This is a genomic window from Streptomyces sp. NPDC050509 (genome assembly GCF_044457965.1).
In the GTDB taxonomy this organism is placed as follows: domain Bacteria; phylum Actinomycetota; class Actinomycetes; order Streptomycetales; family Streptomycetaceae; genus Streptomyces.
Genome location: NZ_JBITHL010000002.1, coordinates 330,179 through 342,276, shown reverse-complemented (window position 1 = coordinate 342,276; position 12,098 = coordinate 330,179). Strand labels below are relative to the sequence as shown.

The following is a 12,098-nucleotide window of genomic DNA, read 5'->3' as shown; positions in this document are numbered from 1 at the left end:
GTGCCGGCGATCTGCCGGGCGGGCCTTCTCCCGCCCGCCGCTTCATCCGCGGGTCCTCGCGGTGGTGAAGCGGCAGCCCGCCAGCGTGTGGGCGCCGGAGTCGGCCAGGGGTGTCAGGCCGTAGAAGATACGTGGTGCGCCGTCGAGCGTGAGTGTCACCCGGCCCTGGACCGGTGAGAGCTGCCGGCTGCGGCCGATGGCGTCCAACTGGCGTACGGTGCCGCCGGCGGTGACGGTGAGGACGGTCTTGGTCGGCCATGGGTCGACCCAGACCTCCGGGGCGGGGAAGTGCCAGTCGGTGCGTTGACCGGAGGTGTTCAGCAGGTAGCCGTCGGCCCGGTTCCACAGGACGACTGCCGGGCCGGCGGGTGTGTCGAACCACAGGCCGAAGGTCTGCGGGTCGGTGAAGGTCAGCCGGCCCCGGAAGGTGGCCTGATCGAGGACGCGGGCCGCGGTCGCGTACGCCAGGAGCGACGGCTTCGGGCTGAGGTCGCGGTTCATCAGCCCGTAGTGGTATTCGACGTCGTCCGGATCTGCGATCTGCGGCATGCCCAGCACACTGTCGTGGAACTGGTACCAGCACACGCAGGTGATGCCTTCGGCCTTCGCCAGTGCCAGGCTGAGCAGGACGTTCTCGGCGGCATGCCGGTAGGTGTCGTGCCACCAGCTGTTCGGCTTGGTCGGTGCGTAGGCCTCGGTCAGCCAGATCTCCTTCTCGCCGTGCTGGGCCATCAGGGCCTTCAGTTGCTTCAGTCCCCCGTAGAAGTTCCAGTAGGTGCCTTCGGGGCCGGTGCTCCAGTCATCGCCCGGAGGGATGTAGTCCGGGGTGAAGTTGCCGCGGCCGGGGTGATAGGCGAACGCGTCGATCAGGTCCCAGCCGCCGGCGGCGATGAAGTTCTCCACCCAGGGTTTGTCCATCCCGGCGAGCCCGTTGTTCATCAGCTTGATGGTGGCGCCGGTCGCGGCCCGCCGGTCGAAGACCGGGCGCAGTGCCTTGTCCAGATAGGCCTGGGCGGCTGTTCCGGTGTTGAACGGCCGGTTCAGTTCGTTGCCGACCTCGAAGTAGCCGGCGCCGGCCCCTTGCGCCACGGCCAGTTTGTCGGCCGCCCAGGCGGCCGCCTCGGTGTCGGTCGCTTCGAGTGACGGTTGCAGTTCGATGTTGTGGCGCATGCCGCGCGCCTCGAACGCGGAGGGCGGCAGGCCCGGGCCGCCGTCGTAGGCGATACGGACCAGCGCGATGCCGGCCCGCTGCCACAGGTCGAGTACGGCGTCGGCGCTCGGCCGTTGCAGCCACGGGTAGTTGGCGATCCCGAACATGCTGTCCGCACCGGCCTGGTAGGTGTACGGCGGCAGGGTCGCGAGGTTGGTCCGGGCGAAGGCCTCGTCGCCCGCGGACCGTACGACGACCTCGGCGAGCGCGATGCCGGCGGCCGGCGACGGCACGGTGAAGGTGTGCTGCCAGGTGCCCGCCGCGGGGATGCTGCCGGACACGGTGGTGTCGGCCAGTTGTTCGCCGTCGAAGTCGCGCACCGACAGGCGCAGTTCGGCCGGGCGTGCGACGCCGCCGTTGGCGACCAGGGCGGTGAGCCGCATCGGCTCGCCGGGGACCTGGTAGAGGTTGAAGTCACGGTCGGTGGTCAGCTCAAGGCCGAGTTCGCGCCCGCGGCCGACGGTGGCCGTGGCCGATGGCCTGGTCTCGGAGAAGAAGAAGTCGGCCCGGCTGGTCCACCCGCCGGCCGGGTCGGCCGCTCCTGGTGCGTGGACCCAGGTCGCGTTCGTCCAGGCCTGGCGTGACCGGTCCAGCAGGAACAGCCCGTGCCGGCTGCCCCAGGTGGAGGTGTGTGCGACGCCGACGGTGTCCTCGTACGGGATGCCGCCGCCGGTGTCCCGGACCCACTCGGTGATCGCGATGTAGTCGTCGGGCGCGGTCGGCGCCTGGATCGCCCGGCTGAACAGGAAGCCGTCCGGTACCAGGGTGTCCGCGCCGGTGATCCGCCACTCCAGCCGGGCGTGTCCGGTGGTGACGCTGAACCAGCCGACGACGGTGGTCGGTCCGGCGGCCGTGTCGAACGTGTAGTCCATCCGGATCGCCGGTGTTCCGTCCGGCAGGGTGGCCTGCGAAGGGGTGCCGCCGGTGGACAGGTGGATGCCGGTGAGCCGGTCCTTGATCTGGAACTTCGACCCGGCGGAGCGGGTGACTCCGTCCGCGTCACGAACGGCGAGTCGGCCGCCGGTGCCGGCCAGCAGGCTGATCCCGCCGGCGGTCAGGGTGACTTCGCCGGCCGCGGCGTGGGCCGTCACGGCGGTGGGCTCGGCGATCAGTACGACGCCGGCCGCGAGCGCCGCGCCGAGGAGGCCACGACGGCTGAGGTGGGGACCTTGAGCATGTGGGCTTGTCATCGTCTGCTCCTGTCTGGTCGCGCACGGTCGTGATAATGCCTATCTTCAGCGCGGTGGAAGGGACGATCTCAACGGAATGACCCGTAGGTCAAGGGGTATTGCGTCGTTGTTTCCGGCAGTTTAAGGTCACCGATATTCGTTGCAGATACGCATTATCAATGGAGGGCCGATGCCAACGAAGCCGCGCCGGGTGACCCAGCGCGAGATCGCCGAGATCGCGGGCGTCAGCCAGACCACCGTGTCGGTGGTGCTGAACGACCGTGACGGCACGAACGTGCGTATCCCGGAAGAGACCCGTGCCCGGGTCAAGCGGGCGCTCGAACAGTCCACCTACGTCGCCGATCCGGCGGCCCGTCGACTGGCCGGTCTGGACAACCAGATCATCGGCGTCTTCACCTACGAGGAAGCCCTGTCGCCGGAGAGCATGGACTTCTACGGACCGCTGCTGAACGGGATCGAACGCGCGGCCGAGACGATCGGGTGGGACCTGCTGTTCTTCACGTCCTCACCCGTCGAGAACGGCACCCGCAGTCTGCTCCACCGCAAGACCCGGCTGCGGCTCACCGACGGCTGTGTCCTGCTCGGCCAGCAGATGGTCGGATCCGAGCTGGAGCGGCTGGTCGCCGAGCAGTTCCCGTTCGTCGCGGTCGGCCGCAGGGACGAGACGGCCGCGGCCGTGCCGTATGTCGGCATCGACTACGTCACTCCGACGAACGCCGTGATCGACCAGGCCGCGGACCACGGACACCGCCACGCCCTGTATGTGCACCGAGGCCGCGACACCGCCACCGCGCGGGACCGGCGCGGTGCGGTCGAGGCCGCCTCCGCGGCGGGCCGTATGGCGTTCATGCTGGTCGGTGAGGAACGCGTCGCCGAGCTGCCCCGACTGGCCCGGGCCACCGAGGCCACGCTGATCATCGCCGAGGACGCCTTCCTCACCGAGGATGTCGTCCTCGCGCTCGTCGGCGCCGGGGTGGACGTGCCGGGCGAGATCTCGGTCGCCGCGCTCGGCGAGGTCTGCGGCCATCGCACCGACGGACGGACGCTGACGGGCTTCCGCGTACCGCGCAAACAGGTCGCCGCCGAAGCGCTGGAGCTGCTGCAGCAACTGATCATCACCGACCCGCAGGAATGGGCCGGTCTGGACACCCAGCGGCTCCTGGTGGCCGAGGTCGAAGCAGGCGACACCGTTGTCGCCCGGTCGGCAGGGCTCTCGTGAACACCGTCGCCACCGAGGTGGCGATCATCGGCGGCGGTCTGGGATCGGTGGCTGCCGCGCTCGCCCTGCTGCAACGCGGTCACCGGGTGGTGATGACCGAGGAGTACCCGTGGCTGGGCGGCCAGCTCACCTCTCAGGCGGTGCCGCCGGACGAGCACATCTGGGTGGAGCAGTTCGGCGTCACCGCCCGCTACCGGGCACTGCGGGAATCCATCCGTCGCTACTACCGGGACCACTATCCGCTGTCGGCGCCGGCCCGCGCGGAGCGCGAACTCAACCCGGGCCGCGGCCGGGTGAGCCGGCTGTGCCACGAGCCGCGGGTGGCGCTCGCGGTCATCGACGCCCTCCTCGCGCCGTACCGGTCGAGCGGCCGGCTGACCGTCCTGCAGCCCGCGGTCCCGGTCGCGGCCGAGGTCGTGGACGGGGTGGTCCGTACGGTCACGGTCGCGGACCCGCACACCGGGGCGCAGAGTGTGATCACGGCGGAGTTCGTCCTGGACGGCACCGAGACCGGGGAGCTGCTTCCGCTGACCGGCACCGAGTACGCCGTCGGTGCCGAGGCGCGGTCCGACACCGGTGAGCCGAGCGCGGCCGACATCGCCGACCCGGCCAACGTGCAGTCGATCGCCTGGTGCTTCGTCTTCGACCACGTCGCCGGGGACCACACCATCGCCCGGCCCGACGACTACGACGACTGGCGCTCGTTCGAGCTGCCGTTCTGGGGCGCGCCGATGCTGTCGTTCACCGCGCCGAATCCGCGCACCCTGGTGCCGGAGCAGCGCACCATGATCGTCAATCCGGAGCTGGACGTCTCCGGAGATCCGCGATTCGACGCCGGCGACCAGGACTTGTGGCAGTTCCGGCGGATCGCCGCCCGGCAGACCTTCACCGACGGCCTGTACGACAGCGACATCGTGCTGGCCAACTGGCCCCAACTGGACTACGTCGGCGGCTCGATCATCGACACCGACGACCGGCCGCACCATCTGGCCGCGGCGAAGGCGCAGTCCCGGGCCTACGTCTACTGGCTGCAGACCGAGGCACCCCGGCCCGACGGTGGCCGCGGGTGGCCGGGGCTGCGGTTGCGCGGGGATCTGGTGGGAACCACCGACGGCTTCGCGCAGGCGCCGTACATCCGGGAATCCCGCCGGATCAAGGCGCTGACCACCGTCCGCGAACAGGACATCTCGATCAAGGCTCGCGGGTGCGGCGGGCCGGCCCGGTTCGAGGCGTCCGTCGGGGTGGGGATGTACCGCATCGACCTGCACCCCTCGACCGGCGGCGACAACTACATCGACGTCGAGTCGGCTCCGTTCGAGATCCCGTTGGGTGCCCTGGTCCCGGTCCGGACCCAGAACCTGATCCCCGCCGCCAAGAACATCGGCACCACCCACATCACGAACGGCGCCTACCGGCTCCACCCCGTCGAGTGGAACATCGGCGAGTCCGCGGGCGAACTCACCGCGTTCTGCCTCGACCGCGGGCTGAGCCCGCGGCAGGTCGCCGCCGAACCCGCACTCGTCGATCAGCTTCAGCGCCGCCTGGTCGAGGCCGGTGTCGAACTGCACTGGCCCGAGGTCGTCGGCTACTGAGCCGGACCGGCCTCCCACTCATACATCGAAGGGAACCCGCACATGATCAGAACCAGAAAGGTGCTCAGCGCCGTCGCCCTGACGACGGTGCTCGCACTCGGCGCGGCCTGCGCCGGGCCGCCGGCCGACGCTCCGGGCAAACCAGCAGAGTTGCGGATGACGGTCTGGACCTCGGACGAAGCTCAACTGAAGCTGCTGGACAGCATCGGTGACGCCTACCGGGCCGACCATCCCGACGTCGCGGACATCACCTTCGAGAGCCTGCCGTTCGCCGACTACAACACGACGCTCACCACTCAGATCGCGGGCGGCAACTCCCCGGATCTCGCCTGGATGGGCGACCTGTCGAAGGACCTCATCGCCTCCGACGCACTCGTCGGGCTGACCGACAAGCTCAAGGCCACCCCGGGCTGGAACTACGACGACCTGCTCGGCAGCGTGACGGCGGAGTTCAGCCGCGACGGCACGCTGTACGCCTACCCGTTCTCCAACTCGCCGTACGCCCTGTACGTGAACACCGACCTGCTCGCCGAGGCCGGCCAGAAGTTCGATCCGGCCACACCGACCTGGGATCAGGTGGCAGCCGCCGGAGCGGCCGTCCACGCCAAGACCGGCAAGGCCGGCTTCGTCATCCGCGACTTCGACTACAAGGCGTGGAACACGCTGGCCACCGTATGGACCGGTTGGGGCGCGACAGCCTGGAGTCCGGACGGCAGGACCTGCACCTTCGACAGCCCCGAGATGCGGCAGGCCTTCACCTTCCTGCACGACGCGGCGTTCACCACCAAGGCGATGCCCGGTCCGGGCACCACCGCCGACTTCTTCGCTGGCGACGCCGCCTTCACCATCGCCCAGGTCTCCCGCGCCTCGCTGCTGACCGGCACGTTCGACTTCGGGCTCCACCCACTGCCCGCGGGTCCCCGCGGGAAGTACGCGGTCCTCGGCCAGGCCGGGGTGGGCGTCCTGGCCTCCAGCAAGCATCCGGACCAGGCGGCGGACTTCCTCGCGTACCTGACGAATCCGGTCAACGCCGCGAAGCTGGCCCAGTACTTCCCTCCGCCGCGGAAATCGCTGCTGACCGGGGCCGAACTCGCCGCGAACAACAAGGTCCTGGACGCCGCCCAGCTCCAGGGCGCGGTGGTCGACCAGATGCCGAACGCCGTCACGCTGCCCAATCACACCCGCCCGGCGGAGATAGCCCAGAAGGGCAAGACGGCGCTGGACGCGATGTGGAAGCCGGACGCCGACATCCCGGCCGTCCTGCGCTCGGTCTGCGCCGCGATCGAACCGATTCTCGCCAAGTGAGCACGTCACAGACCGCAGAGCGGGCCGCCGAGCAGGTGGCCGCGCCTGCCACCGCCACCGCCGCGCGGGCAACCGGGCCGAGCTTCTGGACAACCCGCCGACGGGACGTGCTGACCGGCTACCTGTTCATCCTGCCCCAGCTCGCCGGGGTGGCCGTGTTCGTCCTGCTGCCGGTCGGCATGGCGATCTGGTACAGCCTGAACGACTGGAACGTCTTCACCGGCACACAGACCTTCGTCGGCAGCGAGAACTACGCGGCTCTGGCCGACGATCCGCAACTGCCCAAGGTGCTCCTGGCAACGGTGATCTTCTCCGGCGGCGTGGTGGTCGTCAACATCACGCTCGGGCTGTTGATCGCCGTCCTGCTGAACCGGAAGTTCCGCGGTGTCACGGTGTTCCGGTTGCTGTTCTTCTCCCCGGTGGTGGTCTCCGTGGTCGCCTGGACCCTGGTCTGGGGGTTCCTGCTCCAGGACAACGGCGGCATCAACGGCCTGCTGGACACGGTCGGGATCGACGGGCCGAACTGGCTGCAGCGGGGCGACACCGCGATGGCATCGGTGATCCTCACCCAGGTGGTCCGCAGCGTCGGGGTCAACGTGGTGCTCTTCCTGGCCGCCTTGCAGGGTGTGCCGCGGGAGTTGCACGAGGCCGCCCGCATCGACGGCGCGAACAGCCGCTCGGTCTTCACCCGGATCACACTGCCGCTGATCTCACCGACGGTACTGCTGACCGTCATCGTCACGGTGGTCGGAGCCTTGCAGTCCTTCGCCCAGATCGCCGTCCTGACCGGCGGCGGGCCGGAGCTGTCCACCACGGTCCTCGTGTACTACGTGTTCCAGCAGGCCTTCGAGTTCAACGACATCGGCTACGGCTCGACACTGGCCCTGATGCTGCTGTCGTTCGTCATGCTGCTCACCTTGCTGCAATGGCAGCTTCGCCGTAAGTGGGTGTTCTATGAGGACTGACAGGGTCCGGCCGGTACTCCTGGTGATCGCTCTGGCCGTGCTGGCGATCCCGTTCGTGGTGCCCACGATCTGGATGGTCGCGGCGTCGGTCAAACCACTGGCGGAAATCTTCGAAGCCCCGCCGTCGTTGTGGACCGACTCGCCAACACTGTCCGCCTACACCGAGGCATTCAGCTTTCAGCCCTTTGCCCGGCAGTATCTGAACAGCGTCTACATCGCCACGCTGGTCACACTGATCACCCTGTCGGTGTCCAGTCTGGCCGGGTACGCCTTCGCCCGGATCCGGTTCCCGGGGGCGAACGGGCTGTTCCTGGTGGTGCTGACCGGCATGCTGGTGCCGAGCGAGGTGACGATCGTGCCGCTGTTCCAGATGTTCACATCGGCCGGCCTGATCAACACGCACTGGCCGCTGATCCTGGTGACCGCGCTGGCCGCACCGTGTGCGCTGGCCACGTTCATCATGCGGCAGTTCTTCATCGCGCTCCCGGTCGAACTGGAGGAGGCTGCCCGCCTCGACGGCCTCGGCCGGCCCGCGATCTGGTGGCGGATCTGCCTGCCGCTGGCGAAACCAGCGCTGTCGGCGGTGGCGATCCTGACCTTCCTCGCCTCCTGGAACCTCTACCTGGAACCCACGGTGTACCTCACGTCACCAGAGCTGTTCACGTTGCCGCAGGCCCTGACCCGCTTCACCGATGCCTACGGCGGGCAGATGTGGAACACCCAACTCGCGGCCGCCACGATGACCGTCCTGCCGATGCTGATCGTCTTCGTCCTGGCCCAGCGCCACTTCGTCGAAGGCCTGTCCCACTCCGGCCTGAAATGAACGCCGGGCCGAAGACCGTCGGCAGTTCGGCGCGGGCGAGGCTACCGGGACGCCCCACCCGTGGACGGGTCGGCGACCAGGCGGAAGAGGTCGCGCGTCGGGTGCACGTCGACCGGGATGCCCGTCCCGACTTCGATGATCTCCTCCCCGGCGACGAGGTGGCTCGTGGTGAACGGTGGCCGGCCCGCCACGGTGACCAGCATCCGGACCCTGGTGCAGCGGTCGTCCTCGCCGCTCCACACGCGCTGTGCGGATGTGACCCTGCCCGTGACGCGCACGCCGGTCGTGTCCAGGTCGCGCCACACGCGCTGGTCCCGCACGGTGCCGACGACGGCCAGGACCAGGACGACCACGGTGAGAGGGGTCCAGACGAGGCCGGTCACCACGACGCCCAGCCTGTCGTCATCGGGGACGTACCCGCCGATACCGGCCAGCAGGATCAGGGGACCGGCACACACGACCAGGAGCCCGAGCCCGGTCCAGACCGGCTGCTCGAAAAAGCCCGTCGGCCGATTCACCGGGCCTTCGGCCTCGGTTGTTCCACGGCTCGTCACAACGTGGCCCGCCCACCGCCGGAAAGGGAGTCCGAAGCATTTCGCACGCGTCCTGACACAGGCGGATTCTAACGGACCTGATCCAGTCGCCGCGGGGGAACCGGGCGTTGTGCGGGCCGCTCGCGGCGGTGAGGCGTCGTCGACAGCCTGGACGTCCGGGGCGTCTCCGTCGCACGACGCTTCACGCTTCCGATAAAATGACAACCAATGATGGAAATCCGCCACGATCCCGTGGCGCCGACCCGCACCCAGTGGCTGGCGTCCGGAGCCGCCATCGGCGCCCACCGCCACGACGACCACCAGATCGTCTACGCGGGCCGGGGAGTGCTGGCCGTGACGACCAGCACCGGCTCATGGATCGCGCCGGGCACACGCGCCATCTGGGTACCGGCCGGCACCGTGCACGCCCACCAGGCCCACGGCGAACTCGAACTGCGTCTGGTGGGCCTGCCCGCGAGCGACAACCCGCTCGGCCTGGACGAGCCGACCGTGCTGGCGGTCGCTCCGCTCCTGCGCGAGCTGATCCTCGCCTACACGCACACCCCGTACGACGACACTCCCGAACGCGGACGGCTACGGTCCGTCCTGCTCGACCGGCTCCGGGCCTCGCCCCAGCAGCCCCTGCACCTGCCCACCCCCACCGCCCCACCGCTGAGGGCGCTGTGCGAGATCCTGCGGGCGGATCCGGCCGACAACCGCACCCTGGCCGCGCTCGGCCGGGAGGTCGGCGCCAGTGACCGCGCCCTCTCCCGCCTCTTCAAAGCCGACCTCGGCATGACCTTCCCGCAGTGGCGCACCCACCTGCGCCTCTACCACGCACTGGTCCTGCTCGCCGAGAACACCCCGGTGACCACCGTGGCACACCGATGCGGCTGGTCGTCCGCCAGCGCGTTCATCGATGTCTTCCGCCGTACCTTCGGACACACTCCCGGGACACATCTGCACCAGCAGCCGGCGCGGTCACGGTCACGCTGAGCTGGTGCGCACGGATCGAGGCCGTGGCGACCTCGGCCTTGGCGGGAGACGTGCTGCGAGCCGCGCGGCACTGAGGTCGTTGCCGCCTTGACCTTACCCTTGAGGGCAAGGTTTAGCGTCTTCGAGGTGAGCGGCATGCGGATCGGTGAGCTGGCCCGACAGGCGGGCGTGACGACCAAAGCGGTGCGTTACTACGAATCCCTGGGACTGCTGAGGCCCGCGCGGCTGCCCAACGGTTATCGGGACTACGACGAGCGTGACGTGCTGCTTGCGCGGGAGATCCGGGCCCTCAGCGTTCTGGGGATTCCGGTGGAGCGCACCCGGCCTTTCCTGGACTGCCTCGCGGTCGGCCATCAGCACGCTGACGACTGTCCGGCCTCACTGGCCGAGTACCGCGAGGCGATCGACGAGCTCTCCCGGCGCATCGGGGGTCTCACCGCGCGCCGGACGGCACTGATCGCGCATCTGCGACAGGCCGCCCATCGCAACAGCCGTGTCCCACCGCCCGAAGAACGAGAGGACCTGATGACCGATTACACGAGCCTGCCTGCCGGCCTTCCCGTACCCGAGGACGACGGTGCGGCCGCTCATCTGCCCGGGAAGCCGGTGCCGTCCCTGGAACTGCCCAGCACCGGGGATACAGCGGTCCGGCTGGACGCGCTCGGTGCGGGCCGGACGGTGATCTACCTCTATCCGCTCACCGGCCGCCCGGGGGTCGACCTGCCCGAGGGCTGGGACGCGATCCCCGGAGCGCGGGGCTGTACTCCCGAGGCGTGCGGTTTCCGCGACCACTTCCAGGACCTGGTCGCCGCCGGTGCGGTCCAGGTGTTCGGTCTGTCCAGCCAGGACCCCGACTATCAACGCGAAGTCGTCGAGCGGCTGAACCTGCCGTTCGAGATGGTCTCCGACCCCACATGGAGCCTGGCGCAGGCACTCGGTCTGCCCTTGTTCGAAGTGAACGGGAGGACGCTCTACAAACGACTGACGCTGATCATCCGCGACGGTGTGATCGAGCATGTCTTCTATCCGGTCTTCCCGCCGAACGAGCACGCCCATCAGGTGCTGGCCTGGTTGCGGACCGCCCCTGTGCGGTGAGCCGGTCCCGCCGCACACCCGCCCGTACAGCTACCTGGAGAATGTCATGTTCACCGGCCTGAGTGCCTTTCCGCTCACTCCGATCACCGAAGCCGGCATCGACGAGAAGGCGTTCGCCGCCCTGGTCGGCCGGCTCGCCGCTGCCGGAGCCGACTCGATCGGGGCACTGGGCTCCACCGGGTCGTACGCCTACCTGACCCGCGAGGAACGCGCCCGCGCCGCCCGCATCGCCGTGGAACACGCCGGGCGGACCCCCGTCGTCGTGGGCATCGGCGCACTGCGCACCCGGCACGTCCTGGAAGCCGCCGAAGACGCGCAGAACGCGGGGGCGTCCGGCGTGCTGCTGGCACCGCTGTCGTATCAACCGCTGACCGAGGACGACGTGTTCGGGCTCTTCGCCGACGTCACCGCCACCCTCTCGGTACCCCTGGTGGTCTACGACAACCCGGGCACCACCCACTTCACCTTCACCGACGAGCTCTACGCGCGGGTCGCCGAACTGCCGCACGTGGCGTCCGTCAAGATCCCGGGTGTCCCCGCCGATCCCGCGGCGGCCCAGGCACGTGTCCAGCGGCTGCGGCGGATCCTGCCCGGGACCACGACGGTAGGCGTCAGCGGTGACGCCTTCGGAGCGACCGGGCTGAACGCCGGTTGCGACGCCTGGTACTCCGTGCTCGCCGGTACCTTCCCCGAACCGGCTCTGGCGATCACACGGGCCGCACAGTCCGGCAACGCCGAACAGGCCCGCGCGGAGTCGCGGCGCCTCCAGCCGCTGTGGGACCTCTTCGCCCGGCATGGTTCCCTGCGCGTGATCGCCGAAGCCGCCGCACAGGCCGGCCTCGCCCCGCCCCGCAGTCTCCCGCTGCCCCTGCGCGGCCTCGAAGCCGACGACCGTGCCCGGGTCGGCGAGGTACTCGAACAACTTGAACTCCACGCGTAGTCCGGGCAGCGCGCGAGAGGGCACGGCCCGAGGCGAGCGGGTGGCACAGGCCCGGAGACGCGGGAACGCCTGGCCACTGACCGGGCGATCAACGGCGCCTCGGAACGTACCGTCGAGCGGCACATCGCCAACTGCGCCCGGGCCGACGCCGCCTACGGTGATGGCGTCCGCAAGGGTGGCGGCGAGACACCGCTCATCGCGCTCACCGGCACCCCCCTCACGGAACCGTG

Annotated in this window: 10 protein-coding genes; 8 read left to right on the top strand and 2 right to left on the bottom strand. The window is 69.6% G+C overall.

Going from position 1 to position 12,098, the window contains the following annotated elements; all coding sequences use genetic code 11:
- Nucleotides 1-42: 42 nt before the first annotated feature.
- On the bottom strand, nucleotides 43-2,400 hold the full coding sequence (locus ACIBJC_RS06830; RefSeq protein ID WP_399288941.1) for a hypothetical protein: 2,358 nt from the start codon (nucleotides 2,398-2,400) through the stop codon (nucleotides 43-45).
- A 169-nt stretch (nucleotides 2,401-2,569) separates the two neighbouring features.
- On the opposite strand from ACIBJC_RS06830, the gene ACIBJC_RS06825 reads away from it, so the two are divergent.
- The 5 genes from ACIBJC_RS06825 to ACIBJC_RS06805 are packed head-to-tail and all read left to right on the top strand — an operon-like array spanning nucleotide 2,570 to nucleotide 8,304.
- Complete coding sequence (locus tag ACIBJC_RS06825; RefSeq protein ID WP_399288939.1) at nucleotides 2,570-3,619, top strand: LacI family DNA-binding transcriptional regulator; 1,050 nt, start codon at nucleotides 2,570-2,572, stop codon at nucleotides 3,617-3,619.
- On the top strand, nucleotides 3,616-5,211 hold the full coding sequence (locus ACIBJC_RS06820) for an FAD-dependent oxidoreductase (protein ID WP_399288936.1): 1,596 nt from the start codon (nucleotides 3,616-3,618) through the stop codon (nucleotides 5,209-5,211). The genes ACIBJC_RS06825 and ACIBJC_RS06820 overlap by 4 nt, the downstream gene beginning before the upstream one ends.
- Nucleotides 5,212-5,253: 42 nt before the next feature.
- Nucleotides 5,254-6,516, top strand: coding sequence for an extracellular solute-binding protein (locus ACIBJC_RS06815; RefSeq protein WP_399288933.1), 1,263 nt, complete (start codon nucleotides 5,254-5,256; stop codon nucleotides 6,514-6,516).
- Nucleotides 6,513-7,481 carry a carbohydrate ABC transporter permease gene (locus tag ACIBJC_RS06810; RefSeq protein WP_399288930.1) on the top strand — a complete coding sequence of 323 codons (969 nt, stop codon included), beginning with the start codon at nucleotides 6,513-6,515 and terminating at the stop codon, nucleotides 7,479-7,481. Before ACIBJC_RS06815 ends, ACIBJC_RS06810 begins: the two co-directional genes overlap by 4 nt.
- A complete protein-coding gene (locus ACIBJC_RS06805) occupies nucleotides 7,471-8,304 on the top strand; it encodes a carbohydrate ABC transporter permease (RefSeq protein ID WP_399288928.1) in 834 nt (277 codons plus the stop codon). Before ACIBJC_RS06810 ends, ACIBJC_RS06805 begins: the two co-directional genes overlap by 11 nt.
- 41 nt (nucleotides 8,305-8,345) lie before the next feature.
- Here the strand turns inward: ACIBJC_RS06805 and ACIBJC_RS06800 are convergent, their stop codons facing one another.
- Nucleotides 8,346-8,822 (bottom strand): hypothetical protein, encoded by a 477-nt coding sequence (locus ACIBJC_RS06800; RefSeq protein ID WP_399288925.1) that lies wholly within the window; start codon nucleotides 8,820-8,822, stop codon nucleotides 8,346-8,348.
- Between the two features lie 243 nt (nucleotides 8,823-9,065).
- Between ACIBJC_RS06800 and ACIBJC_RS06795 the strand changes: the two genes are divergently transcribed.
- The 3 genes from ACIBJC_RS06795 to ACIBJC_RS06785 all read left to right on the top strand — a co-directional run bounded on the left by ACIBJC_RS06795 (nucleotide 9,066) and on the right by ACIBJC_RS06785 (nucleotide 11,868).
- Nucleotides 9,066-9,833, top strand: coding sequence for an AraC family transcriptional regulator (locus tag ACIBJC_RS06795; protein WP_399288923.1), 768 nt, complete (start codon nucleotides 9,066-9,068; stop codon nucleotides 9,831-9,833).
- A gap of 135 nt (nucleotides 9,834-9,968) precedes the next feature.
- On the top strand, nucleotides 9,969-10,928 hold the full coding sequence (locus ACIBJC_RS06790) for a redoxin family protein (RefSeq protein WP_399289799.1): 960 nt from the start codon (nucleotides 9,969-9,971) through the stop codon (nucleotides 10,926-10,928).
- Between the two features lie 46 nt (nucleotides 10,929-10,974).
- On the top strand, nucleotides 10,975-11,868 hold the full coding sequence (locus tag ACIBJC_RS06785) for a dihydrodipicolinate synthase family protein (protein ID WP_399288921.1): 894 nt from the start codon (nucleotides 10,975-10,977) through the stop codon (nucleotides 11,866-11,868).
- The last annotated feature ends 230 nt before the right edge of the window (nucleotides 11,869-12,098 follow it).

Coding starts and splice junctions, on each gene's coding strand:
- ACIBJC_RS06790 (WP_399289799.1), top strand. CDS start 9,969: ATGCGGATCGGTGAGCTGGCCCGACAGGCGGGCGTGACGACCAAAGCG.
- ACIBJC_RS06825 (WP_399288939.1), top strand. CDS start 2,570: ATGCCAACGAAGCCGCGCCGGGTGACCCAGCGCGAGATCGCCGAGATC.
- ACIBJC_RS06815 (WP_399288933.1), top strand. CDS start 5,254: ATGATCAGAACCAGAAAGGTGCTCAGCGCCGTCGCCCTGACGACGGTG.
- ACIBJC_RS06805 (WP_399288928.1), top strand. CDS start 7,471: ATGAGGACTGACAGGGTCCGGCCGGTACTCCTGGTGATCGCTCTGGCC.
- ACIBJC_RS06785 (WP_399288921.1), top strand. CDS start 10,975: ATGTTCACCGGCCTGAGTGCCTTTCCGCTCACTCCGATCACCGAAGCC.
- ACIBJC_RS06830 (WP_399288941.1), bottom strand. CDS start 2,400: ATGACAAGCCCACATGCTCAAGGTCCCCACCTCAGCCGTCGTGGCCTC.
- ACIBJC_RS06795 (WP_399288923.1), top strand. CDS start 9,066: ATGATGGAAATCCGCCACGATCCCGTGGCGCCGACCCGCACCCAGTGG.